General features: G+C 73.3%; 23 protein-coding genes. 10 read left to right on the forward strand and 13 right to left on the reverse strand.

The window, feature by feature from the left end; genetic code table 11:
• The first annotated feature begins 168 nt into the window (after positions 1 to 168).
• Together recX and rny are read left to right on the forward strand one after the other, a co-directional pair.
• The gene (recX, locus tag DPM19_RS27110) at positions 169 to 795 is read left to right on the forward strand and encodes a recombination regulator RecX (RefSeq protein WP_267900918.1); all 627 of its coding nucleotides are present in this window, start codon (positions 169 to 171) and stop codon (positions 793 to 795) included.
• 408 nt (positions 796 to 1203) lie between these two features.
• Positions 1204 to 2784 carry a ribonuclease Y gene (gene rny / locus DPM19_RS27115; RefSeq protein ID WP_111870887.1) on the forward strand — a complete coding sequence of 527 codons (1581 nt, stop codon included), beginning with the start codon at positions 1204 to 1206 and terminating at the stop codon, positions 2782 to 2784.
• 15 nt (positions 2785 to 2799) lie between these two features.
• On the opposite strand, the gene DPM19_RS27120 is transcribed toward rny, so the two are convergent.
• The 6 genes from DPM19_RS27120 to DPM19_RS27145 all read right to left on the reverse strand — a co-directional run bounded on the left by DPM19_RS27120 (position 2800) and on the right by DPM19_RS27145 (position 9448).
• Positions 2800 to 4758 (reverse strand): S9 family peptidase, encoded by a 1959-nt coding sequence (locus tag DPM19_RS27120; protein WP_111870888.1) that lies wholly within the window; start codon positions 4756 to 4758, stop codon positions 2800 to 2802.
• A gap of 109 nt (positions 4759 to 4867) precedes the next feature.
• Positions 4868 to 5926 (reverse strand): NAD(P)-binding domain-containing protein, encoded by a 1059-nt coding sequence (locus DPM19_RS27125; protein WP_111870889.1) that lies wholly within the window; start codon positions 5924 to 5926, stop codon positions 4868 to 4870.
• A gap of 109 nt (positions 5927 to 6035) precedes the next feature.
• Complete coding sequence (locus tag DPM19_RS27130; RefSeq protein WP_111870890.1) at positions 6036 to 7004, reverse strand: amino acid ABC transporter permease; 969 nt, start codon at positions 7002 to 7004, stop codon at positions 6036 to 6038.
• Positions 7001 to 7684 carry an amino acid ABC transporter permease gene (locus DPM19_RS27135; protein WP_111870891.1) on the reverse strand — a complete coding sequence of 228 codons (684 nt, stop codon included), beginning with the start codon at positions 7682 to 7684 and terminating at the stop codon, positions 7001 to 7003. The genes DPM19_RS27130 and DPM19_RS27135 overlap by 4 nt, the downstream gene beginning before the upstream one ends.
• A 74-nt stretch (positions 7685 to 7758) precedes the next feature.
• Positions 7759 to 8631: a glutamate ABC transporter substrate-binding protein gene (locus DPM19_RS27140; RefSeq protein WP_111870892.1), complete on the reverse strand. Its 873-nt coding sequence runs from the start codon at positions 8629 to 8631 to the stop codon at positions 7759 to 7761.
• Positions 8632 to 8671: 40 nt separating this feature from the next.
• On the reverse strand, positions 8672 to 9448 hold the full coding sequence (locus tag DPM19_RS27145) for an amino acid ABC transporter ATP-binding protein (RefSeq protein WP_199485306.1): 777 nt from the start codon (positions 9446 to 9448) through the stop codon (positions 8672 to 8674).
• 146 nt (positions 9449 to 9594) lie between these two features.
• Between DPM19_RS27145 and miaB the strand changes: the two genes are divergently transcribed.
• On the forward strand, positions 9595 to 11085 hold the full coding sequence (miaB, locus tag DPM19_RS27150; RefSeq protein WP_111870893.1) for a tRNA (N6-isopentenyl adenosine(37)-C2)-methylthiotransferase MiaB: 1491 nt from the start codon (positions 9595 to 9597) through the stop codon (positions 11083 to 11085).
• 25 nt (positions 11086 to 11110) lie between these two features.
• Positions 11111 to 11788 (forward strand): class III extradiol ring-cleavage dioxygenase family protein, encoded by a 678-nt coding sequence (locus tag DPM19_RS27155; protein ID WP_111870894.1) that lies wholly within the window; start codon positions 11111 to 11113, stop codon positions 11786 to 11788.
• A gap of 3 nt (positions 11789 to 11791) precedes the next feature.
• Here DPM19_RS27155 and DPM19_RS27160 read toward each other — a convergent pair whose 3' ends face one another.
• The gene (locus DPM19_RS27160) at positions 11792 to 11998 is read right to left on the reverse strand and encodes an antitoxin (RefSeq protein ID WP_111870895.1); all 207 of its coding nucleotides are present in this window, start codon (positions 11996 to 11998) and stop codon (positions 11792 to 11794) included.
• A 111-nt stretch (positions 11999 to 12109) separates the two neighbouring features.
• Here DPM19_RS27160 and miaA point away from each other — a divergent pair, with 111 nt between their 5' ends.
• The 3 genes from miaA to DPM19_RS27175 all read left to right on the forward strand — a co-directional run bounded on the left by miaA (position 12110) and on the right by DPM19_RS27175 (position 14704).
• A complete protein-coding gene (gene miaA / locus DPM19_RS27165; RefSeq protein ID WP_111870896.1) occupies positions 12110 to 13000 on the forward strand; it encodes a tRNA (adenosine(37)-N6)-dimethylallyltransferase MiaA in 891 nt (296 codons plus the stop codon).
• Positions 13001 to 13023: 23 nt separating this feature from the next.
• Entirely contained in the window at positions 13024 to 13872 is an 849-nt protein-coding gene (gene dapF, locus DPM19_RS27170; protein WP_111870897.1) for a diaminopimelate epimerase, read from the forward strand.
• A gap of 79 nt (positions 13873 to 13951) precedes the next feature.
• Positions 13952 to 14704: an SCO6745 family protein gene (locus DPM19_RS27175; protein WP_111870898.1), complete on the forward strand. Its 753-nt coding sequence runs from the start codon at positions 13952 to 13954 to the stop codon at positions 14702 to 14704.
• Positions 14705 to 14866: 162 nt separating this feature from the next.
• Here DPM19_RS27175 and DPM19_RS27180 read toward each other — a convergent pair whose 3' ends face one another.
• Together DPM19_RS27180 and DPM19_RS27185 are read right to left on the reverse strand one after the other, a co-directional pair.
• Positions 14867 to 16837 (reverse strand): sensor histidine kinase, encoded by a 1971-nt coding sequence (locus DPM19_RS27180; protein ID WP_233510781.1) that lies wholly within the window; start codon positions 16835 to 16837, stop codon positions 14867 to 14869.
• Between the two features lie 82 nt (positions 16838 to 16919).
• Positions 16920 to 17513 (reverse strand): TetR/AcrR family transcriptional regulator, encoded by a 594-nt coding sequence (locus DPM19_RS27185; RefSeq protein WP_111870899.1) that lies wholly within the window; start codon positions 17511 to 17513, stop codon positions 16920 to 16922.
• Between the two features lie 100 nt (positions 17514 to 17613).
• On the opposite strand from DPM19_RS27185, the gene DPM19_RS27190 reads away from it, so the two are divergent.
• From DPM19_RS27190 to DPM19_RS27200, 3 genes are all read left to right on the forward strand, one after another.
• Complete coding sequence (locus DPM19_RS27190; protein ID WP_111870900.1) at positions 17614 to 18588, forward strand: hypothetical protein; 975 nt, start codon at positions 17614 to 17616, stop codon at positions 18586 to 18588.
• 143 nt (positions 18589 to 18731) lie between these two features.
• Positions 18732 to 19910, forward strand: a complete 1179-nt coding sequence (locus DPM19_RS27195) for an acyl-CoA dehydrogenase family protein (protein ID WP_111870901.1) — start codon at positions 18732 to 18734, stop codon at positions 19908 to 19910.
• 4 nt (positions 19911 to 19914) lie between these two features.
• Positions 19915 to 20943, forward strand: coding sequence for an acyl-CoA dehydrogenase family protein (locus DPM19_RS27200; protein WP_111870902.1), 1029 nt, complete (start codon positions 19915 to 19917; stop codon positions 20941 to 20943).
• An 11-nt stretch (positions 20944 to 20954) separates the two neighbouring features.
• On the opposite strand, the gene DPM19_RS27205 is transcribed toward DPM19_RS27200, so the two are convergent.
• The 4 genes from DPM19_RS27205 to DPM19_RS27220 all read right to left on the reverse strand — a co-directional run bounded on the left by DPM19_RS27205 (position 20955) and on the right by DPM19_RS27220 (position 25771).
• Complete coding sequence (locus DPM19_RS27205; RefSeq protein ID WP_111870903.1) at positions 20955 to 21644, reverse strand: hypothetical protein; 690 nt, start codon at positions 21642 to 21644, stop codon at positions 20955 to 20957.
• Positions 21645 to 21848: 204 nt separating this feature from the next.
• A complete protein-coding gene (locus DPM19_RS27210; protein ID WP_111870904.1) occupies positions 21849 to 23129 on the reverse strand; it encodes a (Fe-S)-binding protein in 1281 nt (426 codons plus the stop codon).
• A gap of 6 nt (positions 23130 to 23135) precedes the next feature.
• On the reverse strand, positions 23136 to 24332 hold the full coding sequence (locus tag DPM19_RS27215) for an FAD-binding oxidoreductase (protein WP_111870905.1): 1197 nt from the start codon (positions 24330 to 24332) through the stop codon (positions 23136 to 23138).
• Entirely contained in the window at positions 24332 to 25771 is a 1440-nt protein-coding gene (locus DPM19_RS27220) for an FAD-linked oxidase C-terminal domain-containing protein (RefSeq protein ID WP_111870906.1), read from the reverse strand. The genes DPM19_RS27215 and DPM19_RS27220 overlap by 1 nt, the downstream gene beginning before the upstream one ends.
• Positions 25772 to 25821 lie beyond the last annotated feature (50 nt).

A 25821-nucleotide genomic window follows, 5' to 3' on the forward strand; every position in this document is an offset into this window, starting at 1 on the left:
GGTGACTCCTGACGAAGAGTGGGCGATGATCTCCTCTGAGGGGTGGCGGCGTCATTCACCGCATCGGTTCGGCCGAGCGGACCTCTTCCCCGATGGCGCCGCCGCTCGGCATCCGCACGCGCTGCCCGGCTCGTACCGTGCGGTGACGGTCCGGGTGGCGCGGGGCGTGTGTGCTCCGGCCGCCGGCTCGCGGGTCGGCGGCCGATGACGTCCGGCGGGCGGCTTGGGCCCGGAGGCGACCATGCGGAGGTTGACCGGGCGGAGGTTGACCGGGCGGGCCGGCCACCGGCCGATCCGGTGGCGGTGGCACGGGAGATCTGCCTTCGGTTGCTGTCCGCCTCACCGCGTACCCGGGCCCAACTGGCCGAGGCGCTGCGCCGGAAGAACGTGCCGGAGGAGGTGGCCGAGCAGGTACTCGGCCGCTTCACCGACGTCGGGCTGATCGACGACGCGGCCTTCGCCCAGGCGTGGGTGCAGTCGCGGCATGCCGGGCGCGGGCTGGCCCGGCGGGCACTGGCCGCGGAGTTGCGGCAGCGGGGTGTCGCCGATGACACCGTCAAGGAGGCGGTGGCCGAGCTGGATCCCGAGCAGGAGGAGCGAACCGCCCGCGAGCTGGTGGATCGCAGGCTCCGCGGCACCCGGGGGCTCGACCCGGTCAGGCGGACGCGACGGCTGGTCGGGATGCTCGCCCGTAAGGGGTACTCGCCGGGCCTGGCCTACCGGGTGGTCAAGGACGCCCTTGCCGCGGAGGGTGCGGTTGTGGACGATCTCCCAGAGGCTGCGCCGGACGACTGATCGGGCCGGTGCGAGGTGCTTTCCGGCTGGTCGGCCGGCCCTGGCCCTCGGTGCGGCCGGGGTTGGGTGGGCGGTGAGGAAGTCCTGACGCCGTCGTACGGTTAGTCCGGAATGCCCGGGGTTTGCTTGCTCATTACTTGTTGGACGCTTACCGTTGCGGCAGTGAGGAGTTACTCCGCGCACTGCGGATTGCCATACGACCAAGCACGGTAGCGCGTCTGAAAGGCCTGGCGAAACACACTTCGGCCACCCGCGGCCGAGCGGGCTTGACACCGGCCGGCCCCGAAGGTGAGGGGCCGGGCGATGGCGGCTGCCCGGCGCAGGCTCGCACGCCGCCGGGTGCGGATGACCCCTCGCGTTGCAGGGCTCCTTGACCGGGAGGGGCCGCGCCGAGGAAGGGTCTGCGCCATGGAGAGCGTTCTGCTGGGTGCCGCGCTGGTGGTGACCCTGGTCGCTCTTCTCATCGTGGTGCTGCGCCGCCCTGGTGGCCCTCCGCCCGAGCCCGCCCCCACAGAGGACGAACGTGACGCGGTGCGCCGCGAGGCCGGGGAGATCCGGGCGCGGGCCGAGTCGGACGCCGAGGAGATCGTCCGCCGGGCCGAGGAGCAGGCGCGAACCCATGCGGACGGCGCCCGGGCCGAGCAGGAGGAGGCCCGGCAGCGCCGGGACGAGATCACGACCCTGCGCGAGGACGTGGAACGCCGCGAATCCCGGCTGGCCGAGCGCGAGGAACGACTCGACACCGAGGCGCGCCGGCTGGAGGAGCGCGCCGCCAGGATCGAGGAGGCGGGGCGCGCCCAGGACGAGCGCCGCACCGAACTCGACCGGCTCGACGAGCAGCGGCGCGCGGTGCTGGAGCAGGTGGCGGGCATGACCGCCGACCAGGCCCGGAGCGAACTGGTCGCGGCCATCGAGAACCAGGCCAAGCGCGAGGCGGTCCTGGTCACCCGGGAGATCGAGAGCGCCGCTCGGGAGGAGGGCGAGAAGCGCGCCCGCAAGATCGTCACGCTGGCGATCCAGCGGGTGGCCAGCGAGCAGACCACCGAGTCGGTGGTCTCGGTGATGCATCTGCCGAGCGACGAGATGAAGGGCCGCATCATCGGCCGCGAGGGCCGCAACATCCGGGCGTTCGAGACGACCACCGGGGTGAACCTGATCATTGACGACACCCCCGAGGCCGTCCTGCTGAGCTGCTTCGACCCGGTGCGCCGGGAGGTGGGGCGGCTGACGCTGGAGAAACTGGTGCTGGACGGCCGGATCCACCCGCAGCGCATCGAGGAGATCTACGAGCGCAGCAAGACCGAGGTGGAGGACCTGTGCGTGCGGGCTGGTGAGGACGCCCTCGTCGAACTGGGCGTCACCGAGATGCACCCCGAGCTGATCGGCCTGCTCGGCCGGCTGCGCTACCGCACCTCCTACGGGCAGAACGTCCTCAAGCACCTGATCGAGTCGGCGCACCTGGCCGGTGTCATGGCGGCGGAACTGCGGCTGCCCGTCCCGCTGCTGAAGCGGTGCGCCCTGCTGCACGACATCGGCAAGGCACTGACCCACGAGGTGGAGGGCAGCCACGCGCTGATCGGCGCGGAGATCGCCCGCCGCTACGGGGAGGACGAGGAGGTCGTCCACGCCATCGAGGCGCACCACAACGAGGTCGAGGTCCGGACGATCGAGGCGGTGCTGACCCAGGCCGCGGACGGGATCAGCGGCGGCCGCCCGGGCGCCCGCCGCGAGTCGCTGGAGGCGTACGTCAAGCGGCTGGAGCGGCTGGAGGAGATCGCCAAGACCAACCACGAGGGTGTGGAGAAGGTCTTTGCCATGCAGGCCGGCCGGGAGATCCGGGTGATGGTGAAGCCGGACTCGGTCGACGACATCCAGGCCCAGGTGATCGCCCGGGACATCGCCAAGCGGGTGGAGAGCGAGCTGACCTACCCGGGGCAGATCCGCGTCACGGTCGTCCGCGAGTCGCGGGCTACCGAGTTCGCCCGCTGACCCCCGACGGCACGGTCACTGCAGCTCGATGGGGTTCACCCCGGGCGGCTGGAACCCCAGCGTCTGCCCGTAGAAGGCGAGTTCGGCCTCTAGGCAGGCGATGGTGGTCTCTGCCCGGCGGAAGCCGTGCGACTCGCCGGTGAAGGCGATGTAGGCGTGCGGCACCCCCTTGTCCTTGAGCGCCGCCGCGAACTTCTCCGACTGCGCGGGCAGGACGATGGGGTCGTCGAGCCCCTGGAGCATCAGCACCGGGCACGCGGTGCGGTCGGCGTTGGTCAGCGGCGACCGCTCCTCGTAGGCCCGCTCGAAGCCCGGCATGGGGCCGATCAGCCCGAAGAGGTAGGTCGATTCGAAGTCGTGCGTCTCCTCGATGAAGGTCTTCAGGTCGCTGATCCCGAAGTAGGAGGTGGCGGCCTGGAACACCTCGGTGCGGGTGACGGCGGCCAGGGTGGTCCAGCCGCCGGCGCTGCCGCCGCGCACCGCGATCCGCTTGGGGTCGGCCAGCTTGCGGGCGATGAGCGCCTGGGCGGCTGCGACGGCGTCGTCGACGTCGACCACGCCCCACTGCCGGCGCAGCCGCTCGCGGTAGGCCCGGCCGTAACCGGTGGAACCGCCGTAGTTGACGTCGACGACCCCGATGCCGCGGCTGGTGAAGTAGGCCCGCTCCAGGCTCAGCACGCTGGAGACGCGGCTGGTGGGCCCGCCGTGCACGAAGACCACGTACGGCGGCAGTTCGCCCTCGGACCCCTCGGCCTCGGGGTTGGTCGGCGGGTAGACGTAGGCGTGCACGGGCCGGCCGAACAGCCCCTCCAGCCGCTCCTCCTGCGGGACGGGCAGGTACGCCGGGTCGGGCAGTTCGGCGATCTCGGCGCGCAGTTCCTCGACCCGCAGGGCGGCGGTGTCGACGCGGACCACCGAGGCGGAGCGGGTGGGGGCGCCGGCGATGCCGACGACCGTCGAGCCGTCGGCCGACAGCGCCATCTGCCAGTCGGTGTAGGGGGACTCGATCTCGATCAGTTCGAGCGTCTCGGGGTCGATGATGCCCAGCCGCTGGTCGCCCTCCCCGTGCAGGACCGCCAGCCGCCCGTCCTCCAGCAGCGCGTACGGCGAGCCGCCGAGCTGCCAGAGCGGGCCGGCGAACTCCTCCTCGGCCGGGTAGAGGGCCTGCGGCGACTCGCCGTACAGGCCCACCTGGTAGATGTTCCACCAGCCGGACCAGTCGGAGATCACGTACAGGGTGCGCTCGTCGCGCCAGAGCGGGGCCAGCGCCGACTCGGTCAGCCCGCCCTTGACCGTGCGCGGGGCGGAGGCTTTGCCGTCTTCCAGCACGGCGACCCGCAGTTCGGTGCCGTCCCAGGGCATCCGCGGGTGGCTCCACTGCACCCAGGCCAGGTGGTCGCCGCCCGGCGAGGGGGTGGGGGAGGCGTAGAAGCCGGCCCCACCGACGATCTCGCGGACGGCCGCGGCGTCCTCGGCGGCGGCGCCGTCGAGCGGGACGGCGACGATGGCCCGGCGGACGCCGTCAGCGGTGTGCCCCTCGCAGACGCACCAGATCTCGGACCCGTCGGGCGACGACACCAGGTCGGCGTAGCGCAACCCGGCCGGGATCGCCGGTTCGGGTGTCAGCGGCCGGGGGGCGGCGTCGCCCGGGTCGAGCCGGTACAGCCGCTGGTCCTCGTAGTTGGCGAACACCAGGGCGGGCCCGGAGCCGGTGCCGATCGGCAGGTATGACCGCCCGCCGTACTCGTGCACCCGGGTGCGCGCATCCCATGGGGCCGGCAGCAGCTCGGTGTGCCGGTCGCCCGAAAGGTGGATGACCGTGGTGCGTCCGCCCTCCTCGGGCCGGGTCTCCTGCCACCACACGTCGCCGCCGCGCACGGTGGGGAAACTGAGGCGCCGGCGGGCGCGGGCGACGTCCGCGGCGGAGAGGGGGGAGGGCCAGGAACCGTAGGGCTGGGTAACGCGAGCGGTCATACCCGAATCGTCCCGCAAACGGGTGGTGATTGGGGGCATGACCCCATAGTTGAGCTCGTAAAGATACGAGGTGGATCGCCAAGGTGACGTGCCTCACTTGGCATGCGGGTCAAGCCCCGAGCGCGGTCCGCGCGGCGAGCAGTTCCCGGATTTCCCGGACGGCCACGCGCCCGGCCCGGTTGGCGCCGACGGTGCTCGCAGACGGACCATAACCGACCAGGTGGACGCGAGGATCCCGAACCGCCCGGGTCCCCAGCACCTGGATCCCGCCGCCCGGTTCGCGCAGCCGCAGCGGCGCCAGATGCTCGATCACGGGGCGGAACCCGGTCGCCCACAGGATCGTGTCGGCGGCGAACTCGGTGCCGTCGTCCCAGGCCACCCCGCCGGGGACGATCCGGTCGAACATGGGCCGCCGATCGAGGACGCCGGCGGCCATCGCCGCCCGCACCTGCGGGGTGCGGGCCAGCCCGGTGGCGCTCACCACACTGCCGGGCGGCAGCCCGGCGCGGACCCGCCGCTCGACCCGGGCCACCGCCTCCCGGGCCCGGTCGGCGTCGTAGACACCGTCGTTCCAGACCGGTGGCCGGCGGGTCGTCCAGACGGTCCCGGCCGCGACCGGGGCGATCTCCAGCAGCGCCTGCACGGCGGACGTGCCGCCGCCCACCACCACGACCCGGCGGCCCGCGAAGTCCGCGGGCCCCCGATAGTCGGCGGTGTGCGATTGCCGGCCGCGGAAGGTGCCGGCACCCGGGTAGTAGGGCCGGAACGGCCGGTGCCAGGTGCCGGTGGCGTTGATCAGCGCCCGGGTCGACCACCGGACCGCCGGGGCCTCCACCAGCAGCCGGCCGTCCGGGCCCGGCCGCACGGCCGTGACCCGGACGGGACGCCGCACCCGCAGGTCGTGGGCGCGCTCGTAGTCGGCGAAGTAGCCGGAGACGACCTCGGCGGCGGGGCGGTGCTCGTCGGCCTCACCCAGCGGCGTCCCGGGCAGGTCGTGGATCCGGTGCGCTGTACCCAGGGTGAGGGTCGGCCAGCGGTACTGCCAGGCCCCGCCCGGGCCGGGGGAGCGGTCGAGCATCACGAAGGACAGCCCGGCCCGGCGCAGGAAGTACCCGGCCGACAGACCCGCCTGCCCGGCCCCGATCACCACCACGTCGACATCGTCCACGGGGGCGGAAACCCCGGCGGGCCACCGGGGATTCCCGTCCCTCTTCGCCTCGTTCGGTCGCTGCGCGGACCGCTCGTCCCTCGCGGGCCGCTCCGCTCCCTCCCTCGGCTCAGACGGGGCCGAGGCCGGCGGCGGGCGGGGCGCCCTCGGCCGTGAGGGTGCGCGCGGCGGACTTGGTGCTGCGCCGGCTGCGCTGCTCCAGCCAGGTCGCCAGGCGGCTCAGCGCCAGGTTGATCGCGATGTAGATGACCGCGACCACGATGGCGGCCTGGATGAGGTTGTTGTGGAAGTTGGGCGGCACCTGCTTGAACCCGGCGTGCAGCAGGTCCTGGTAGGCGATGACGAAGCCCAGGGCGGTGTCCTTGAGCAGGACGACCATCTGGCTGACGATCGCGGGCATCATCGCGGTGATCGCCTGGGGCAGCAGGATCAGCCGCATCACCCCGTTCTTGCGCAGCCCGACCGCGTAGGCGGCCTCGGACTGGCCGCGGGGCACCGACAGCACGCCGGCCCGGATGACCTCGGCCAGCACCGAGCCGTTGTACATGGTCAGGCCGAACACCAGGGCGGCGAAGGCCGGGACCGTGACGGTGCCGTAGTTGATCTCCACCCCGAACAGGAACAGGAAGTTCTCCACCGCCATCCGCTGGAAGGTGCCCAGCGGGCCGGTGGCGATGATCGGGCTGACCGCCGGGGGGACGAAGAACGCCAGGAAGATGAGGATCAGCAGGGGGATGGCGCGGAAGAACTCCACCACCGCCCCGGCGGGCACCCTGATCCACCAGTGGTCGGAGAGCCGGCCGAGACCGAAGACCGCGCCGAACAGCAGGGCCAGCACCGAGCCCACCAGCGCGGCCCGCAGCGTGTTCCACAGCCCGGGCAGGATCAGGTTCGTCCAGACGTCGCCCTCGATGAAGGGGCTCCACAGCCGGCCCTGGAACTGCTCCTCCTCGTTGAGCTTCCAGATGACCAGTGCGGCGATGCCGAGCAGGACGGCCACCGACACCGCGGTCAGGATCGCGTTGCGCCGCCGGGCCCGCGGGCCGGGGGCGTCGAAGAGGACGTTCGCCTCGCTCATCGGGCCACCGCCATTCGCTTGGCCAGCCAGCCGAAGAAGAAGCCGGTGGGCAGGGTCAGCACCATGAAGCCCAGCGCGAAGCCGAGGAAGATGGGGATCGAGGCGCCGTAGTCGTCGAACATCTCCTTCATGAACGCCGCCGCCTCGGCGTAACTGGCGACGATCACCACGGTGGTGTTCTTGATCATGGCGATGAGGACGCTGCCGAGCGGCGCGATCACGGTCCGGAACGCCTGCGGAAGAATGATCATCCGGAGCGACTGGGTGAACGTCAGCCCGATCGACCGGGCGGCCTCCGCCTGGCCCAGCGGCACCGTGTTGATGCCCGAGCGCAGCGCCTCGCAGACGAAGGTGCTGGTGTAGGCCGAGAGGCCGAACACCCCGAACCAGTAGTAGTTGGTGCGGGGGTCGTCGGAGACGAGGATGCCCAGGGTGTCGCTCACGCAGAGGCTGGACAGCAGCAGCACCAGCGTGAGCGGGGTGTTCCGCATCACGTTGACGTAGAAGGTGCCGGTGGCGCGCAGCACGGGGGTCGGCGAGACCCGCATCGCCACCAGGATGGTGCCGAGGATCAGCGACAGCACCGCCGACACGACGGCGAGTCGCACCGTGGCCTCGAAACCTTCGAGGATCTTCTCGTGATGATCGAAGACCGGGCTGAAGTCGAACAGTTGATCCATGACACTCCACGGTGTCCTGGCCGCGCCGGCGCCCCCCGGTGGAGGACGCCGGCGCGGCGAGAGTCAGCGGCAGATCAGGTGCAGCCCACGAACTGCGGGACGGTGGTGGCCAGCTTCAGGCCGGTGCCGGCGAAGTGCTTCTCCAGCAGCGTCTTGGCGGTGCCGTCGCTGTACATCTTGGTCACGGCCTTGTTGACGGCCTCGCAGGTCTCCTTGTCGCCCTTCTTGATGCCGACGCCGTAGAGCTCGTCGGTGAAGGGGTCGTTGATGACCTTGAAGGCGCCCTTCTGCTGGTTGGCGAAGCCCGCCAGGATCAGGTCGTCGGTGGTGACCGCGTCCAGCGCGCCGCTCTTGAGCTTGGCGACGCACTCGGAGTAGCTGGAGGCGTCCACGGTCTTGGCCGGGATGTTCAGCTTGCCGTCCGGCGGGCCCTCGGTGACGCGCTTGTAGGAGTTGGAGCCCGCGGCCTTGCAGAGCTTCTTGTCCTTGAGGTCGGTGGCCTTCTTGATGACGTCGTCGTCGACGCGGACCATCGTGTCCTGGTGCGCGACGTAGTAGGGGCCGGCGAAGGTCACCTTGGGCTTGCGCGCCTCGGTGATCGAGTAGGTGGCGACGACCAGGTCGACCTGGCCGGCCTGGAGGAAGGGCTCGCGGTTCTCCGACCGCGCCTCCTTCCACTCGATGCCGCTCTCGGGGACGCCCAGCTCCTTGGCGATGTACCGGGCCACGTCGGTGTCGAAGCCCTCGTAGGTGCCGTCGGGCTTCTTCAGGCCCAGCGCGGGCTGGTCGAACTTGATCCCGATGACGATCTTCTTGGTGTCCTTGGCCTTCTGCGCGACGCTCTTGGGGGCGTCGCCGCCGGTGACCTCGGAGTCGCTGCCGCAGGCGGTGAGTCCCAGGGCCAGCGCCACCGCGGCGGCCGCCGCCGCGATCTGCCGTACTCGCATGCTTTTCTGCACCTCTACTTTTCTGCCGGAGCCCCTCGGCTCAGTGCGTGAGGATCTTGGATAGGAAGTCTTTGGCGCGGTCGGTCTGCGCGTTGGTGAAGAATTCGTCCGGGGTGTTGACCTCGACGATCTGGCCGTCGGCCATGAAGACGACCTTCTGCGCGGCGCGGCGGGCGAACCCCATCTCGTGGGTGACGACGATCATGGTCATCCCCTCGCCGGCGAGGCCGGTCATGACGTCCAGCACCTCCTTGACCATCTCGGGGTCGAGGGCCGAGGTGGGCTCGTCGAACAGCATCACCTTCGGGTGCATGGCCAGCGCCCGGGCGATCGCGGCCCGCTGCTGCTGGCCGCCGGAGAGCTGGGCGGGGTACTTGCTCGCCTGGTTGGCGATGCCGACCCGGTCGAGGAGCGCCATCGCTTCTTCCTCGGCCTTGGCCTTGGGCACCTTGCGCACCTTGATCGGGCCGAGCGTGACGTTCTGCAGGATCGTCTTGTGCGCGAAGAGGTTGAAGGACTGGAAGACCATGCCGACGTCGGCGCGCAGCCGGGCCAGTGCCTTGCCCTCGGCCGGCAGCGGGGTCCCGTCGACCAGGATGGTGCCCCCGTCGATCGGCTCCAGCCGGTTGATCGACCGGCACAGGGTGGACTTCCCCCCGCCGGAGGGGCCGATGACGACGACGACCTCGCCCCGGTCGACGGTCAGGTCGATGTCCTTGAGCACGTGCAGGTCGCCGAAGTGCTTGTTGACCTTCTCGAGCACGACGAGGGGGCCGCCGGAGCCTGTCTCGTCGGCCTCGTTGCCGCTCTCCTTCATGCTCGGGGACTTTACGTCATGCCCGCTTTACCCTCGCTTACTGTGCGGTACCGATCGGATCACGGATCTGTTCATCGCCGGGCCGACCAGGGGCGATAGGTGATTCGCCCGAGCGGGGGCGGGAAACGCGTACCCTGGGTGGGGTCATGAGCGCGTCCACTGTTTCCCCTGCCGCGGGCCGTACGTACGAGATCCGCACCTACGGCTGCCAGATGAACGTCCACGACTCCGAGCGGCTGGCCGGCCTGCTGGAGTCCGCCGGGTACGCCCGGGCCGAGGGCGCCGAGCCCGATGTGGTGGTCTTCAACACCTGCGCGGTGCGCGAGAACGCCGACAACCGGCTGTACGGCAACCTGGGCCACCTGCGGCCGGTCAAGGACCGGCACCCGGGCATGCAGATCGCCGTCGGCGGCTGCCTGGCGCAGAAGGACCGCGAGACGATCGTGCGCCGGGCGCCCTGGGTGGACGTGGTCTTCGGCACCCACAACATCGGGTCGCTGCCGGTGCTGCTGGAGCGCGCCCGGATCCAGGACGAGGCCCAGGTCGAGATCGAAGAGGCGCTGGAGACGTTCCCCTCCACGCTGCCCACCCGCCGCGAGTCGCCGTACGCCGCCTGGGTGTCGATTTCGGTCGGGTGCAACAACACCTGCACCTTCTGCATCGTCCCGGCGCTGCGCGGCCGGGAGCGCGACCGGCGCCCCGGAGAGGTGCTGGCCGAAATCCAGGCCCTGGTCGCCGAGGGCGTGCTCGAAGTGACGCTGCTGGGCCAGAACGTCAACGCCTACGGGGTCGAGTTCGGCGACCGGGCGGCGTTCGCGAAGCTGCTGCGCGCCTGCGGCGAGATCGACGGGCTGGAGCGGGTCAGGTTCACCTCCCCGCATCCCCGCGACTTCACCGACGACGTGATCGCCGCGATGGCCGAGACGCCCAACGTCATGCCGTCGCTGCACATGCCGCTGCAGTCGGGTTCCGACGCGGTGCTCAAGGCGATGCGCCGGTCCTACCGGCAGGAGCGCTACCTCGGCATCATCGAGAAGGTCCGGGCGGCCATCCCGGACGCGGCCATCACCACCGACATCATCGTGGGTTTCCCGGGCGAGACCGAGGACGACTTCCGGCAGACCCTGCACACGGTGCGCGAGGCCCGCTTCTCCGGGGCCTTCACCTTCCAGTACTCCAAGCGCCCCGGCACCCCGGCCGCCGACATGGACGGCCAGGTCCCCAAGGAGGTCGTGCAGGAACGGTACGAGCGGCTCGTCGCCCTCCAGGAGGAGATCTCCTGGGCGGAGAACCGGCGGCAGCTCGGCCGGTCGCTGGAGGTGCTGGTCGCCGAGGGCGAGGGCCGCAAGGACGGCGCCACCGACCGGCTCTCCGGCCGGGCCCCCGACAACCGCCTGGTGCACTTCCGCCGGCCCGACGTGCCGGTGCGCCCGGGCGACATGGTGACGGTCGAGGTCACCTACGCGGCCCCGCACCACCTGGTCGCCGACGCACCGGCCGGGCGGGTGCGCCCCACCCGGGCCGGCGACGCCTGGGCGGCCCGGCAGGCCGCGCCCGCCGCCTCGGGCGTTTCCCTGGGCATGCCCACCGTCGGCCGCCCGGCCCCCGCCCCCGCCCCGGCCTGCGGCACCCGGTGATCGAACCGGGTGACAGGATGGGCGGATGCTGATCGCGGCGGCCGTGTGCCCGCACCCGCCCCTGCTGGTGCCCGAGGTGGCCGCACAGGCGGCGGCCGAGCTGGACGGGCTGCGCGCCGCCTGCGCCGAGGCCGTGCGCCGGCTGGTCGCCGCCGGCCCCGAGCTGATCGTGGTGGTGGGCGCCGACGAGCTGACCCGGGAGCACCCGCCCGGTGCGGCGGGCGGGTTCCACCCCTACGGGCTGGACCTGACCGTCGGAACGGGCCCGCCGGTGCTCCCGCTGTCGCTGACCGTGGGGCGCTGGCTGCTGGGGTCCCGGCCCGCGGCGTTCCACGGGGTGGCGGCGGATGCGCCCACGTCCGGGTGCCTGCGGCTGGGCGCGGAACTGGCCGCCCGTGGCCGGGTGGCGATGCTGGCTATGGGGGACGGGACGGCCTGCCGGTCGCGGCAGGCGCCGGGCTACCTGGATGAGCGCGCCGAGCCGTACGACGCGGCGGTGGCGCGAGCCCTCGGGACGGCCGACGCCGCCGCGCTGGCCGCGCTGGATCCCGGGCTCTCCCGGGACCTGTCGGCGGCCGGGCGGGCGGCGTGGCAGGTCCTCGCCGGCGCGGCCGGCGAGGGGGCGTTCGCGGCCGAAGTGCTCGCCGACGAGGCCCCCTACGGGGTGGGCTACTTCGTGGCGAGCTGGAGCCACCGGCCCTAGCGGTTACCGGGAACCGCGGCCTTCGCGGCGGGCCTGGTCCCGCTCCAGGTCGTCCAGCGACTTGCCGGCCCGCTGCTGGGCCTTGTCGACGTGCGAGGCGTACTTGCCGCCGGTCTTCTTGTCGATCATGTCTCCGGCCTTCTCGATGCCCTGGCGGGCCTTGCCGGAGTGCTGGCCCAGCAGCTTCTTCATCTTGTCGGCGAACGACATGTCCTACCCCCGATCAGGTCGTCCGGTGGGGCGCTCCGGCGGGAGCGCCGCCCGTCACCGGACCCCTCTACCCGTTCTGGTTGCGACAATGGGTGCGTGGCCCCTGCAGAAGTGATCGCGGTGGTGGGAGCGACCGCCGCCGGGAAGTCCGACCTCGCCGTGGAGCTCGCGCTGCGGCTGGGCGGCGAGGCCGTCAACGCCGACTCCATGCAGCTCTACCGGGGGATGGACGTCGGTACGGCCAAGCTGACGTCCGCGCAGATGCGCGGCGTGCCTCACCACCTGCTGGACCTGTGGGACGTGACGGAGACGGCCAGTGTCGCCGAGTACCAGCGGCTGGGCACCGCGGTGATCGAGGACGTGCGCGGGCGCGGCCGGGTACCGGTGCTGGTCGGCGGGTCGGGCCTGTACGTCCGGGCGGTGCTGGACGGGCTGGACTTCCCCGGCACCGACCCGGCGGTCCGCGCCCGGCTGGAGGCGGAACTGGCCGAGGCGGGGTCGGGGGCGCTGCACGAGCGGCTGCGCGAGCGCGACCCGGCGGCCGCCGCGGCGATCCTGCCGAGCAACGGGCGCCGGGTCGTGCGGGCCCTGGAGGTGATCGAGATCACCGGGCGGCCGTTCAGCGCCAGCCTGCCCGACTACCGCTACCGGTACGCGGCCGTCCAGATCGGTCTGGCGGTGCCCCGTCCCGAACTCGACGAGCGGATCGCGGAGCGGGTCGGGCGGATGTGGCGGGCGGGCCTGGTGGAGGAGGTGCGGGCGCTGGAGAAGCAGGGCCTGCGGGACGGGCTGACCGCCGGCCGGGCGCTGGGTTACGCGCAGGTGCTGCGGTTCCTGGCGGGGGAGTGGACCGAGGAGCAGGCCAGGGCGGAGACCGTCCGGGCCACCCGGCGGTTCGCCCGCCGGCAGGAGTCGTGGTTCCGGCGCGACCCGCGGGTGCGCTGGCTCCCGCACGACGCACCCGACCTGGTCTCCCGGGCCCTCGCGCTGGCCACCGGGTGACGGCGGCGAACTACCATTCAGCCATGCGTTTCGTGAAGGGCCACGGCACCGAGAACGACTTCGTCATCCTGCCGGACCCCGGCGGTGATCTCGATCTCGCTCCGGCGGTGGTGGCCGCGCTCTGTGACCGGCGGGCGGGCCTGGGGGCGGACGGGGTGCTCCGGGTGGTCCGGGCGAAGGCCGCGGTCGAGCCCGCCGTGCGGGCGCAGGCCGATGCGGCCGAGTGGTTCATGGACTACCGCAACGCCGACGGCGGCGTGGCGGAGATGTGCGGTAACGGGGTGCGGGTCTTCGCCCGTTACCTGGTCGACGCGGGGCTCGCGGCGCCCGGGGAGTGGAGCGTGGCGACCCGGTCGGGGCCGCGCCGGGTGCGGCTCGGCGCCACCGGCGACGTCAGCGTGGACATGGGCCCGCCGGAGCGGCTGGGCTTCGGCACGGCGACCCTGGGCGGCCGGGAGTACCACGGGGTGCGGATCTCGGTCGGCAATCCGCACCTGGCCTGCCGGGTGACCGATCCGGTGGCCGGTCTCGACCTGACCCGCCCGCCCGGCCTGGACGCGGCGGTGTTCCCCGCCGGCGCCAACGTCGAGCTGTTCCGGCCGGTCGGCGAGCGGCATGTGGAGATGCGGGTGTACGAGCGGGGTTCGGGCGAGACCCGTTCCTGCGGCACCGGCGCGGTGGCGACCGCGGTGGCCGCGGCGATGGCGGCGGCCCCGCCGGGCGGTGCGCCCGAGTCGGTCCTGGGACTGCCGCTGGCGGGGGAGTGGACCGTCGACGTGCCCGGGGGCACGGTCGTCGTGGCGTTCGCCGGGGGCACCAGCGAGTTGCGCGGCCCGGCGGTCCTGGTCGCCGAGGGCGACGTCCGGCTCTGAAGAACTCGTCGTCCGGCTCGCTGTGACGTTCGGCATCTAGGATCTCTAGAATCCGATTCGGATCGAGGAGGGCGGGCGGATGACCGACACAGTGAAGATCGCGGCCGCGGTCAAGGGGCCGATCGGCAAGCTCGGCGGCGGGTTCATGATCTCGCGCGAGGCCATGGCCTTCGGCACGGAGATCGGGATCGAGGGCATGGCCCCCTACTTCCGGGGCCGCTTCGGCGTGCTCGGCGAGGTGGACGCGGACGTGGTGACCGCGGCGGCCGGGTTCTTCCCGCCGGCGGCGATCCGGGCCGCCTGGGAGCTCACCTCCGGGGTGCCCGCCGCCACGGCGGTCGAGGGCTACACCCGGGCGTGCCACGCCTTCGCCCGGCGCAAGATGTCCGGGATCTCCGGCGCGGACCGGCTGGCCGACCTGCTCGGCCGGGTGGTGGAGTCCGCGGACGTGCGCTGCGCCCCGGTGTTCGCGGGCTGGCGGGCGGTGCCGCTGCCCGACGACGCGCTGCTGCGGACCGCGCAGCTCGCCCACGTGCTGCGGGAACTGCGCGGCGGCGTGCACGTGGCGGCGGTGCTGGCCGGCGGGCTGACCCCGCTGGAGGCGATCCTGGCCGGCAGCTCGGACTTCCTGGAGGCGGGTGCGGGCAACGCGCGGTTCTTCGGCTGGCCGGAGCCGTACGCCGAACCGACCGAGGAGGTCCGGCGGCGCCGGGCCGCCGCGGAGGAGCTCACCGACGTGCTCGTCGCCCCGGCCTTCGCCGTGCTGGACGCGACCGAGGCGGAGGAACTGGTCACCCTGCTGACCGAGGCCGAACGGACCGTCTTCGGCTGATCCCGGCCGGATCGGGACGGGCGTCCCTCAAGGACGGGACCCCGGGACGCCTACCGTGATCACGAACACCCGATGGAAGGCCCCACGCGGACCTGGGATGGGAGCCCCGGAGTTCCGCGCGGGGTCAGGGGCCGGTGACGACACCTTCTTGGCGGGGGGCGGTCACCGGCCCCTTTCAGGTTCTCCGGCCGGCAGCCTGGCCTGGACCAGGGTGCCCCCCTCGGCCCCGCGCCCGATGGTGCACGAACCGCCCAGTTCGGCGGCGCGCTCGCGCATCGACGACGTGCCCACTCCGGCCCGCCCGCCCGCCGGCATCCCGGCCCCGTCGTCGCTCACGCTGAGGTACAGGTCCCCGTCGAGGCGCAGCCGGACCACGGCGAGGCCGGCCCCGGCGTGCCGCCGCACGTTGGTGAGGGCCTCCTGCACGATGCGGTAGGCCGCCACCTCCACGGCCGCGGGCAGGTTCGCCAGGCCCGCCTCGTCACCCTCGACACGCACCTCCACCCGGGGGCCGCCGGCGCCGGTGGCGCTCTCGCCCAGCGCCTCGATCGCCCCGGCCAGGCCGAGGTCGTCCAGGGCGGGCGGGCGCAGCCCGTACACCAGTTCCCGGATGTCGCCGATCGCCTGGCCCATGGTGGTCCGCAGGTTCTCCAGCAGCGGGTCGACCGAGGGCGGGTCGCGGTGCAGGGTGATCCGTGCCGCGTCCACGGTCATCGCCAGGCTCGCCAGGGTGGGGCCGAGCCCGTCGTGCAGGTCGCGGCGGAGCCGCCGCCGCTCCTCCTCCCGGGTGTTGAGGATCCGCTCCCGGGACCGCTGCACGTCGGCGGCCAGCCGCACCGCGTTGGCGAGTTCGGCCAGGTTGCGGGCCATGATCGAGGCCAACCGGGCGTCCGGGGTGTGCGGCACGGCGAACAGCAGCCGGCCCACCGGCTCGCCGTGCCAGATCAGCGGGATCACCCGGGGGTGGCTGCCGAGCGTCCCGTCCTCGGCCACGGCCGTCCTGCCGTCCCGGTCGAGCACCTCGATCACCACGCCGGAGGCGCGCAGCGCCTCGCGCACCGCCACCGTGGCGGCGGTGAGCGCGGCGGCCGGGTCGGAGGCGGTCTGCAGCCGCCGGTTGAGCAGGTCGGCCAGCCGGTACGGGTCCCGCTCGCCGTGCAGCAGCCGGTCGACGCCGCGCTGCAGCCGGCGCCGGGCCGGCTCGAAGACCGCGCCACCGCCGATCGCCCCGGCGAGCCCCGACAGGCCCTGGTCGACGACGACCAGGCTGGCCCCGGCCACCAGCAGGAAGTAGACACCGGTGATCACCGCCGCCACGCCGGTGTAGACCAGGGTCCGGTTGACGACGATGTCGATGTCGTACAGCCGGTACTTGGTGATCGCGATCGCCACGCAGAAGGGCACCGCGGCGGTGATCAGGTCGCGCAGCCCGTTGGCGATGGGGGTGGCCTGGCCGAGGAAGTTGACGGCCTGGGCGAACACCCCCGGGTACATCACCCAGGCGATCTGCCGGCGCTCGTCCGCACCGGCCTGCAGGAACCGCAGCACCACCGAGACCAGGCACGCCGCCAGGGTGAGCATGATCGTGGCCGAGATCGGCCAGGGGATGTCGCCGAGCGGGTAGACCGCGACGCCGCCGTCGATCCGGCGCACGTCCGGGTCGACGGTCAGGTGGACGCAGACGATCAGGGGGACGAGCAGGGCGACCACCAGCACCGGCCGGAACCAGCGGGAGATCAGCCGCCCGTCGGGGAAGAGCAGCGGCAGCACCAGGGTGAGCAGGTAGAAGTCCAGCGCCCACACCCACCGGCCCAGCCACTCGAACAGGCCCGCCGCCGGAGCGTCCCGCAGGTCCAGCCACGGCCCCAGGTGCAGCGCCAGCATGTAGAGGGCCGCCGCGAGTCCCGCGCCCAGCACGATCCAGCCCACCAGCAGGCGCGGCCGGTACCGCAGCAGCAGCGCGGCGACCGGGGAGTAGGTCAGCGCCACCACCAGTTCCGGGTGCCACAGCGGCTGCCGCAGGTCCGCCGGCAGCCGGGCCCGCAGGATCAGCGAGGCGGCCACCATCGCGATGGCCGCCGCGGTGAGCAGCGCTGCGGCCCGGATGAGCGTCCGGGAGTGGACTGCGTGCACGCGGTGCCCCCCAGCAGAAGATCGGGTCAAGGCATGGTAAAGCGCACCGGGTGTCGAGGATCACCCCCGGAGGGTGTTCCGGCTAGGGGGTGCCGAGGAGGGCACGCAGGCCGGCGCGCAGGGTGCCGTCGTCGATGTCGCCGAGGATGAGCCGCTGGAGGACGAATCCGGGCATGATGCAGAGCAGCGTGGCGCCCACGGCCTCGGGATCGGCGTCGGGGGCGAGCCGCCCGGTGGCGCGCAGCCGCTCGGCGAGCCTGACGAAGCGGGTCCGGGTGTTGAGCAGGATCCCCTGCACGATCTCGCCGACGTACGGGTCGTAGGTGGCCGCGGCCCAGCCCTGGGGGGCGACCCGCAGCGCGCCGTCGTCGCCGAGCAGCGAGATCACCTTCCGGGCGAGAGCGGCCATGATCTCGTCGAGCGGTGGCGGCTCGGCCGCGTCCGCGAGGTCGTCGATGATCCGGGCGACCAGCGGCTGGTTCTGCGCGGCGATGGCCAGGATCAGGTCGTTCTTGCTCTTGAAGTACCGGTACACGGCCCCGGCCGAAAGCCCGGACTCCTGGAAGATGTCCTGCATGGACGTCTCGTAGAAGCCCTTGCGGGTGAAGCAGGCGCGCGCGGCGTCGAGGATCTGCTGCCGGCGCCGTTCGAGGTGTTCTTCGCTGACTCGGGGCACCGACCCAAACTAAAACGGACATTCGTTCTTGACAAGTTTGCCCCGCGATGTGACGCTGGCGGCAGTAAAGAGAACGAACATTCGCTTTATAGGAGCGGGCATGAACAACCCCCTCGCCGGGCGCGCGCTCGGCCTGACCCTGGGGATCGTCGTCCTCCAGGCCCTGATGCTGGTCGCGTTCGCCTGGCCGACGGCGAACCTGGCCCCCCGTGACGTCCCCCTCGTCGTGGCGGGCCCGCCACAGGCGGCCGTCGGGATCGCCGCCGGGCTGGAGCGCGACGGCGCCTTCGCGGTGACCCGGCTGCCGGACGAGGCGGCGGCCCGCGCGGCGCTCACCGACCGCGAGGCGTACGGCGCCGTGGTCGCCGGCCCGGCCGGCCCCCGGGTGCTGGTCGCCTCCGCCGCCAGCCCGGCGGTCGCCCAGCAACTCGGCCTGCTGGCCCAGCGCCTCTCGGGCACCCCGGCCGCACCGGTGGAGGACGTCGTCGCCGCCGACCCCGACGACCCGCGCGGAGCGGTGCTCGGCGTGCTGGTCCTGCCGCTGATCATGTCCGGCATGGCCGCGGCCGTGCTGCTGTTCCTGCTGCTGCCGGCGGCGGGGGCGCGGTTCGCCGCCCTGCTCGGGATCGCGGTGCTCGGCGGGCTGGTGACCACCCTGATCGCGCAGACGTGGCTGTCGGCGCTGCCCGGTTCCTTCCTCGCGGTCTGGGGCGTGCTCGGGCTGGCGATCCTGTCCGTGGCGGGCGCGGTGGCGGGGCTGTCCGCCGTTCTCGGCCGGCCCGGGATCGGGCTCGGCGCGCTGACCATGCTCCTGCTCGGCAACCCGCTGTCGGCGGCCGCCTCGGCCCCCGAACTGCTGCCCGCCGGCTGGGGTGCGCTCGGCCAGTTGCTCCCACCCGGTGCGGCGGTCTCGCTGCTGCGCTCGGTCGCGTTCTTCGACGGTGCCGCGGCCACCGGGCCGCTGGCCGTCCTGCTGGTCTGGGCCGGGGCGGGGCTGGCACTGCTGTTCCTGGGGGCGCGGCGCCCGCACCCGGCCGGCCGGCACGAGACCCGGGAACCGGCCATGGCGGCCTGACCGGTTGGGCGCAGGCACAATTCCGGAATACGCACTCTGTGTAGTTATGGCTGCTGGAGGGCTGACTTAACCGAATGAGATTCCACTAGGGTGAACGGCGTCGCTCCCCGGCAGGGGGGCGATGTCGCGCATCGGGAGGCAGGGTGGACTTTCGCGATTCCCCGGAGGAGGCCGAGTTCCGGACGGAGCTGCGGTCGTGGCTGCTGGCGAACCTGCCCGAGGGGTGGGCCGACCGGGCGCCCGAGGCCGGGCGGGGTGACTTCGAGTTCCTGCGCGCCTGGGGCGGCAAGCTCTACGACGCCGGGTACGTCGGCCTGACCTGGCCCGCCGAGTTCGGCGGCCGTGGGCTGAGCCCCGTGTACCAGGCGATCTACCTGGAGGAGCTCGCGCGCCTCAACGCGCCGAACCACCCCGGGGTGATCGGCCTCAACATGGCCGGCCCCACGATCATCGCCTGGGGCACCGACGCGCAGAAGCAGCGCCTCCTCAAGCCGCTGCTGTCCGGCGAGGAGATCTGGTGCCAGGGCTTCTCCGAGCCCGGCTCCGGCTCCGACCTCGCCGCGGGCCGCACCAGCGCGGTGCTCGACGGCGACCACTGGGTGGTCAACGGGCAGAAGGTCTGGTCGTCGTACGCGCACAAGGCCGACTGGTGCATCCTCGTGGTGCGCACCGACCCCGAGGCCCCCAAGCACGCCGGCCTGTCGTACCTCGTCGTGGACATGCACAGCCCGGGGGTCGAGGTCCGGCCGCTGGTCCAGATCACCGGCGACCCCGAGTTCAACGAGATCTTCTTCACCGACGTCCGGGTGCCGAAGGAGTCGATCCTCGGCGCCCCCGGCGACGGCTGGAAGGTCGCCATGACCACCCTGCTGCACGAGCGCGGCACGCTCGGCTTCGCCCTGACGGCCGGGCTGGAAGGAACGGTGAACCGGCTGATCGAGCTGGTCAGGCAGCCGGGCCCGGACGGGCGGCGGCCCGCCGACGACCCGGTCGTGCGCGACGCGGTCGCCCGCGAGTGGATCGAGATGCAGTCGCTGCGGTTCACCAACTACCGCTCCCTGACCGCGCTGCTGGAGACCGGCGTGCCCGGCCCCGAGGGGTCGATGGTCAAGCTGGCCTGGAGCGAGGCCAACCAGCGGCTCACCGCCTTCGCCCAGTCGCTGATCGGGCTGACCGGCCAGATCTCCGACGACGCCTGGTGGAACGGCTACTGGCAGTACCAGCAGCTCCGGTCGCGCGGCAACACCATCGAGGCCGGTACCTCGGAGATCCTCCGCAACATCATCGCCGAGCGGGTCCTCGGCCTGCCGAAGGGACGGTGACGGGATGGACTTCGCCTTCTCCGCCGAACAGGAGCAACTGCGCGGCTTCGCCCGCGAGTTCCTGGCCGAACGCTACGACGACGTGCGGCTGGCCGCCCTCGCCGACTCCGAGACCGGGACCGACGGCGACGTCTGGCCCCGGCTCGCCGAGATGGGCTGGCTGGACGGCGACCTGACCTTCCTCGACCAGGCCGTCCTGTTCGAGGAGACCGGCCGCCGCCCGCTGCCCGCCCCCTTCTTCTCCACCATGGCGCTGGCCGCCCCCGTGTTCGACGAGAAACTGCGGGCCGAGACCGGGGCGGGCGGGCTGCGGGCCACCCTGGCCTGGGCCGAGCCGGGCGTGCCGCAGGGCCTCCTCGACACCGCGGGCCTGTCCACCCGGGAGGCCGACGGCCGGATCACCGGGCAGAAGGTGCTGGTGCCCGACGGCCACGCGGTCGACCTGCTGGTGGTCACCACGCCCGAGGGGCTGTACGCGGTCGACGCCGCCGACGCGACGATCACCCCGCACACGGCCATCGACGGTACCCGCCGGCTCGCGGACGTCCGGTTCGACGGCGCCCCCGCCCGGCGGCTGGCCGACCTGTCGGCGCTCACCGCGATCCGCGAACGCGCCCAAGCGGCCGCGGCGCTGGAGGCCGTCGGCGTCGCCCAGCGGGCGCTCGACCTGCTGGTGGAGTACGCCCGGACCCGGCAGCAGTTCGGCAAGCCCATCGGGATCTACCAGGCCGTCTCGCACAAGGCGTCGGACATCTACGTCCGGCTCCAGGAGGCGCGCTCGCTGGCCTACTGGGCGGCCTGGTGCGTCGACACCGGCGACGCCCTCGCCGGCCGGGCCTGCCTGGCGGCCAAGGCGCACGCCACCGAGTCCGCGGTGCTCGCCTGCGAGCAGGCCATCCAGGGGCACGGCGGGATCGGCTTCACCTGGGAGCACGTCCTGCACCGCTACTACAAGCGGGCGCAGTGGCTGCAGGCCTTCGACGGCGCACCCCGGACGCAGCGCGCCGAACTGGCCGCTGCGTTGCTCGACTGACGGTTCCGGTCTCAGGGCAGGGCGACCTCGACGCCCTTGCGGTCGCTGACGAAGCGCACGTGCCACACGTACAGCCGCAGGTCGTCGGCTCCGGCCTTCTTCCCGACCGGCAGCTGCGCGGCCACCCGGACCAGGTAGGACGCGCCGGCGGGCATCATGATGTCGCCGCTGGGCTGCTGGTCGGGCGGGCGGGAGCCGCCGATCCGCCCGATGACCTGGCTCTCGGCCGGCAGCGTGCACAGGTCGTCCGGCACGCCGGGCTGGGGCATGCAGCGCCCGCGGACGTCCTCGGGCACCAGCGAGCGCCGGACGAACAGGTCGGCGGGGTAGTCGAGCAGCGCGGGGCCGGACCCCCGGTTGGTCAGGACGTAGTCGACATAGGGGTAGGTGCCGTCCGCGGGCGGTGGCGTGCTCCGCGGCAGCGGCCGGTCGGACGTCCCGGCCTTGACCGCGCCCAGCCCGTAGGCGTAGCCCTCCGGGGCGGTCAGGTTGAGGACCGGGCCGGTGCCCGGCGACGGTAGCGACGACGCGTCGGGTGAGGCGCTGGACGCGGCGGCGGGACGGCCGCCGTCGTCGGGGCGTAGTGCAACGACGCCGATCGCGATCGCGGCGATTCCCGCGACGCCGGCGAGCGTGCCGGCCAGCGCCGCGCTGGTCCCGCGGCGCCGGCGGGCGCGATGCCGGCGATGGCTCCTCGACATGGACTTCTCCCGGGGTTTGCGGCGCGTCCGGCGCCTCCGGGGCGCCACGGATCTGGGGGCGTCGGCCTCGCCGGATGTGGGCCGAGCGACAGGCGACGGCGGCCGTCGGCTCGGGCGCAGAAACGATACCTGAGAGTATCCGTGCCGCGAATCGGGCAGCACGACGACCCTGAGTAGCAGTTTTGTCAGCTCGGCTTTATCAGCTCACTGAGTAAGAACCCCGGCCCGGCCGAGCCCGCGCAGCGAGGCGTCCAGCAGTTCCGCGGTGTGCGCCACCGCGATCTCCTCGCCCCGCCGCCGCAGCGCCGCCGCGATCTGCATGGAGCAGCCGGGGTTGGCGGCCACCAGCAGTTCGGCGCCGGTGGCCCGGACGTTCTCGGCCTTGCGGTCGCCGAGCTCGCCGGCCGCCTCGGGCTGGAACAGGTTGTAGGTCCCGGCGGACCCGCAGCAGATCTCGGGGTCCGCGATCTCCCGGACCGTAAGCCCGGGGATCCCGGCGAGCAGCGCCCGGGGCTGGGCACGCACGCCCTGGGCGTGCGACAGGTGGCAGGCGTCGTGGTAGGCGACGGTGGCCGGCACCGGGTGCCGTTCCGCCCGGGGGCCCAGCTCCACCAAGAACTCCGCCAGGTCCCGGGTCCGCGCGCCGAGCGCCTCCGCCCGCGCCGCCCAGGCCGGGTCGCCGGACAGCAGGTCGGCGTACTCCTTCATGGCCGAGCCGCAGCCGGCGGCGTTGACCACGATGACATCGACGCCCTCGAACGCCTCGACGGTACGCCGGGCGAAGGCACGGGCCTCATCCGCCCGGCCCGAGTGCAGCGACAGCGCCCCGCAGCAGCCCTGGTGCCGGGGGACGACCACGTCACAGCCCTCCAGCGCCAGCACCCGGGCGGTGGCCGCGTTCACCCCGGGGAAGAACTCGCGCTGCACGCAGCCGGTCAGCATGCCGACGGTGGCCCGCCGGTCGCCCCGGGCGGCCACCCGTTCGGGCAGCCGGGGTGCCCGGCCGGGGGCCGGCGCCAGCCGTTCCATCGCCGCCAGCGACGGCGAGATCCGCTCCAGCAGCCCGGTCCGCCGGACGGCCCGGTCCAGGCCGCTGCGCCGGTAGGCGCGCAGCGGGCCGCGCAGCGCGCGCAGCCGCCGCGGGTAGGGGAACAGCGCGAAGACCATGCCGCGGATCGCCCGCTCGCCCCGCGTCCGCGGGTGCTCCTGCTCCACCTGGGCGCGGGTGACCTCGATCAGCCGGTCGTACTGGACGCCGGACGGGCAGGAGGTCACGCACGCCATGCATCCCAGGCACGCGTCGAAGTGACCGGCCATCGACGGGGTCAGCGGGGTGCCCTCGGCGTGCTGCTTCATCAGGTGGATCCGGCCGCGCGGGGAGTCCATCTCCTCGCCCCACAGCACGTAGGTGGGGCAGGTGGGCAGGCAGAACCCGCAGTGCACGCAGTCGTCGATCAGCTTGGGGAGCTCTTCGGGGGCCGTCATCTCAGCTCAGATCCCTCCTGCGAACCGGCCCGGCGACATCCGGTGGCCGGGGTCGAACTGGTCCTTCACCCGTCGCATCAGGCGCAGGGCGGGCACCGGACCCCACAGGTCGAGCCCGGCGTGCAGGCCGGGCGGCGCGGCCCGCACCACCAGCCCGGCGTCCAGCGGGGCGAGCCGGTCCCGCAGCTCGGGCACCGCCGCGGCGGCGGAGGCGGGCAGCCGGGCGTGCAGCCGTCCGGTACCGGCCGAGCCGCCGACCTCCGCGCCCGCCTCGCCGGCCGCGGCGAGCACGCCCGGCAGCGCGGCCGGCGGCAGGGTCAGTTCCAGCAGCAGGTCGTCCGCGGCGGCCGGGGGACGGTTCCACCAGGCGGGCGGCTCGTCACCGACCTCGGCGGCGGGGCCGAGCAGCCGGGCGACCTGCTCCGCGCGGGCCGCGATCCCGGCGGCGACGCCCTCGACCAGGACGCCGACGGCGTACGGGCCACCGGGCGGCGCGTGGATCTCGACCGCGGCGGGCACCGCCGCGGAGTGCAGCACGGCTTGCACGGCTGGGTGCGGATCGTCCACCCGCGCGGTGACGTAGGCCCGCGCGGCCGGCAGCGGGTGCAGGCGGAAGGAGGCGGCCACGATCAGCCCGAGGGTGCCGAACGAGCCGGTGAACAGCCGGCCCAGGTCGTAGCCGGCGACGTTCTTGACGACCTTGCCGCCGGACCGGGCGACCTCGCCGTCGGCGCGGACCACCGTGATCCCGATGACCAGGTCGCGCGGCCCGCCGTAGAGCAGCCGCAGCGGCCCGGCCGCGCCGGTGGCGAGGGTGCCGCCCACGGTCGATCCGGCCAGCGGCCGGTCCAGGGCCAGCCGCTGCCCCTGCCCGGCCAGGACCTCGGCCAGCCGGTCCACCGGCAGCCCGGCCTCGACGGTGACCACGAGGTCCCCGGCGGCGTGCTCGATCACCCGGTCCAGCCGCCGGGTGTCGACGACCAGGTCGCACTCGCGCGGCGGGGCGCCCCAGCCCAGCCGGGTGCCGGCGCCGCGCGGCACCACCGCCAGCCCGTGCGCGGCGGCGGCCCGCAGCGTCCCGGCGGCCTCGGCCACGGTGCCGGGGGAGGCCACCCAGCGCGGCCGGACGCCGAGGACCGCGTCCGCCGCCGCCCCGGACCGGACGTCGGGGCACGCCTTCTCCAGGGCCTCCTGGACGTTCATCAGAACAGATCCGCCTTTCCCTGCTCCACCAGCGGGTGCACGCCCTTGCGGACGCCGGGCACCTCGCCGCACAGCCGCGGGGTGGGGAACACCTTGCCCGGGTTGCAGAGCCCGGCCGGGTCGAACGCGCAGCGCACCATCTGCATGGTGTCCAGGTCGATGTCGGTGAACATCCGCGGCATGTACCGGGACTTGTCCACGCCGACCCCGTGCTCTCCGGTGATCGACCCGCCGTGCTCGATGCAGAGGTCGAGGATCTTCCCGGAGACCTCCTCGGCCCGCTCGGCGGCGCCGGGCTCGGCGTCGTCGAAGAGCACCAGCGGGTGCAGGTTGCCGTCGCCGGCGTGGAAGACGTTCGCCACCTTGATCCCCGACTGCCGCGACAGTTCGTCGATGCGGCCCAGCACCTCCGGCAGCGCGGTCCGCGGGATCACTCCGTCCTGGACCAGGTAGGCGGGGCTGATTCGGCCCACCGCGGCGAACGCCGACCGGCGGCCCTTCCAGATCAGCGCCCGCTGGGCGTCGTCGGCGGCGATGCGGATCTCGAATGCCCCGGCGTCCCGGCACAGCCGTTCCACCTCGGCGAACTGGTGCTCCACCTCCGCGGCCGGGCCGTCCAGTTCGACGATCAGCACCGCTCCGGCGCCGGGCGGGTAGCCGCAGGCCACCGCGTCCTCGGCGGCCTCGATCGACAGGGCGTCCATCATCTCGATGGCGGCGGGCACCACCCCGGCGCCGATGATCGCGGATACCGCCACGCCACCGGCCTCGATCGACTCGAACGCGGCCAGCAGGGTCTGCACGGTCTCGGGCACCCGGGTCAGCCGTACCGTGATCTTGGTGGTGATGCCGAGGGTGCCCTCGGCGCCGACGAACGCGCCCAGCAGGTCGTACCCGGGACCGTCGGTGAGGGTGACGATCTCGCCGTCGGGGGTGACCACCTCGCAGGCGAGCACGTGGTGGGCGGTGAAGCCGTACTTCAGGCAGTGCGCTCCGCCGGAGTTCTCCGCGACGTTGCCGCCGACCGAGCAGATCTGCTGGCTGGACGGGTCGGGGGCGAAGTAGTACCCCTCGGACCGGACCGCCCGGGTCACGTCCAGGTTGATCACGCCGGGTTCGACCACCGCCCGGCGGTTCGCAATGTCGATCTCCAGGATGCGGCGCATCCTGGCGGTGACGATCAGCACTCCGTCGGTGCGGGGCAGCGCCCCGCCGGACAGGCCGGTGCCCGAGCCGCGGGCCACGTACGGCACCCCCGCCGCGACGCACAGGCGGACCACCGCGGCCACCTGCTCGGCGCTCTCGGGGAGCACCACCACCCCGGGCGTCGCCCGGTGGTGGGTCAGCCCGTCGCATTCGTAGGTGCGCAGCCGGACCGGGTCGGTGATGACCGCGCCGGGGCCGAGCAGATCGACGAGGGCGCGGGTGATTTCCTCCATCGGCATCCCCTCCGGGATGGGACCCCCGGGATCCGGGCGGACCCCGGGGG

The sequence above is a fragment of the Actinomadura craniellae genome, assembly GCF_003289645.1.
GTDB classification, from domain to species: Bacteria; Actinomycetota; Actinomycetes; order Streptosporangiales; family Streptosporangiaceae; genus Actinomadura_D; species Actinomadura_D craniellae.

Excerpts from the sequence above, each read along its gene's own strand:
- DPM19_RS27140 (WP_111870892.1), bottom strand. The coding sequence starts at position 8,631 with ATGCGAGTACGGCAGATCGCGGCGGCGGCCGCCGCGGTGGCGCTGGCC.
- rny (WP_111870887.1), top strand. The coding sequence starts at position 1,204 with ATGGAGAGCGTTCTGCTGGGTGCCGCGCTGGTGGTGACCCTGGTCGCT.
- DPM19_RS27135 (WP_111870891.1), bottom strand. The coding sequence starts at position 7,684 with ATGGATCAACTGTTCGACTTCAGCCCGGTCTTCGATCATCACGAGAAG.
- DPM19_RS27175 (WP_111870898.1), top strand. The coding sequence starts at position 13,952 with ATGACCGACACAGTGAAGATCGCGGCCGCGGTCAAGGGGCCGATCGGC.
- DPM19_RS27220 (WP_111870906.1), bottom strand. The coding sequence starts at position 25,771 with ATGGAGGAAATCACCCGCGCCCTCGTCGATCTGCTCGGCCCCGGCGCG.
- dapF (WP_111870897.1), top strand. The coding sequence starts at position 13,024 with ATGCGTTTCGTGAAGGGCCACGGCACCGAGAACGACTTCGTCATCCTG.
- DPM19_RS27120 (WP_111870888.1), bottom strand. The coding sequence starts at position 4,758 with ATGACCGCTCGCGTTACCCAGCCCTACGGTTCCTGGCCCTCCCCCCTC.
- DPM19_RS27210 (WP_111870904.1), bottom strand. The coding sequence starts at position 23,129 with ATGACGGCCCCCGAAGAGCTCCCCAAGCTGATCGACGACTGCGTGCAC.
- DPM19_RS27130 (WP_111870890.1), bottom strand. The coding sequence starts at position 7,004 with ATGAGCGAGGCGAACGTCCTCTTCGACGCCCCCGGCCCGCGGGCCCGG.
- DPM19_RS27205 (WP_111870903.1), bottom strand. The coding sequence starts at position 21,644 with ATGTCGAGGAGCCATCGCCGGCATCGCGCCCGCCGGCGCCGCGGGACC.
- DPM19_RS27155 (WP_111870894.1), top strand. The coding sequence starts at position 11,111 with ATGCTGATCGCGGCGGCCGTGTGCCCGCACCCGCCCCTGCTGGTGCCC.
- DPM19_RS27200 (WP_111870902.1), top strand. The coding sequence starts at position 19,915 with ATGGACTTCGCCTTCTCCGCCGAACAGGAGCAACTGCGCGGCTTCGCC.
- miaB (WP_111870893.1), top strand. The coding sequence starts at position 9,595 with ATGAGCGCGTCCACTGTTTCCCCTGCCGCGGGCCGTACGTACGAGATC.
- DPM19_RS27160 (WP_111870895.1), bottom strand. The coding sequence starts at position 11,998 with ATGTCGTTCGCCGACAAGATGAAGAAGCTGCTGGGCCAGCACTCCGGC.
- DPM19_RS27215 (WP_111870905.1), bottom strand. The coding sequence starts at position 24,332 with ATGAACGTCCAGGAGGCCCTGGAGAAGGCGTGCCCCGACGTCCGGTCC.
- DPM19_RS27190 (WP_111870900.1), top strand. The coding sequence starts at position 17,614 with ATGAACAACCCCCTCGCCGGGCGCGCGCTCGGCCTGACCCTGGGGATC.
- DPM19_RS27145 (WP_199485306.1), bottom strand. The coding sequence starts at position 9,448 with ATGAAGGAGAGCGGCAACGAGGCCGACGAGACAGGCTCCGGCGGCCCC.